We start from the raw sequence: 731 nt of genomic DNA, 5'->3' as shown, positions 1-731 counted from the left end.
CCGGGCGCCTCAGCGCCACGCCGCCCGGTCAAGATCAGATGCGGCACCCCGCGACCGGCCAGCCAGCGCGCCACGACCGCCCCCAGTGCGCCCGTGCCACCGGTCACCAGCACAGAACCTCCAAGCCCCGCACCGGCCCCGTGCCCCGGACCGCTGCCCGTTCGGGGTGCGCGCACCAAGCGCCGCCCGTACACGCCTGAGGCACGGATCGCCACCTGGTCCTCATCACCGGCCAAGACCGCGACGAGCCGCCGACCGGCGCGCTCATCAACCACCGGCGGAAGATCGATCAAACCGCCCCAGCGCTCCGGATACTCCAACGCCGCGACCCGGCCCAGACCCCACACCTGCGCCTGGACCGCACTCAGCAGCGGATCCGACCGGCCGATCGACACCGCACCACCGGTCACCGCCCACAGCGGGGCGGCGATGCCGACGTCACCGAGAGCCTGGATCAAGGCCACCGTCGCAGCCAGACCCGCCGGCACATGCCCCCCGGGCAGCGGCCGCTCCGCAGCAGGCAGCAAGGAGACCACCCCGGCGACCGGCCCGACCCCGCGAAGAAGATCAGCGACCGCCTCACGATCTGCCCCGCCATCCGGCACAGTCAACGCGATCACATCCGCACCCGCCGACCGCAACGCGGCGGCCACCTCATCGGCGTGCGCGGCACCCTCCATCGCCACCGATAACCATGTGCCACTCAGCTCAACCTGCGCGGGCAGATCCAG

1 protein-coding gene is annotated in these 731 nt (G+C 72.8%); it reads right to left on the bottom strand.

Features of this window, described 5'->3' with window-relative positions; genetic code table 11:
* Positions 1-731: SpnB-like Rossmann fold domain-containing protein (locus AWQ70_RS37105; RefSeq protein ID WP_157530968.1), on the bottom strand; the 731-nt coding region annotated here is incomplete at both ends.

The organism is Microtetraspora niveoalba (assembly GCF_001570405.1).
Lineage (GTDB): Bacteria > Actinomycetota > Actinomycetes > Streptosporangiales > Streptosporangiaceae > Microtetraspora > Microtetraspora niveoalba.
Note: the sequence above shows the minus strand (reverse complement) of the source record. Positions and strands in the feature narration are given on the sequence as shown.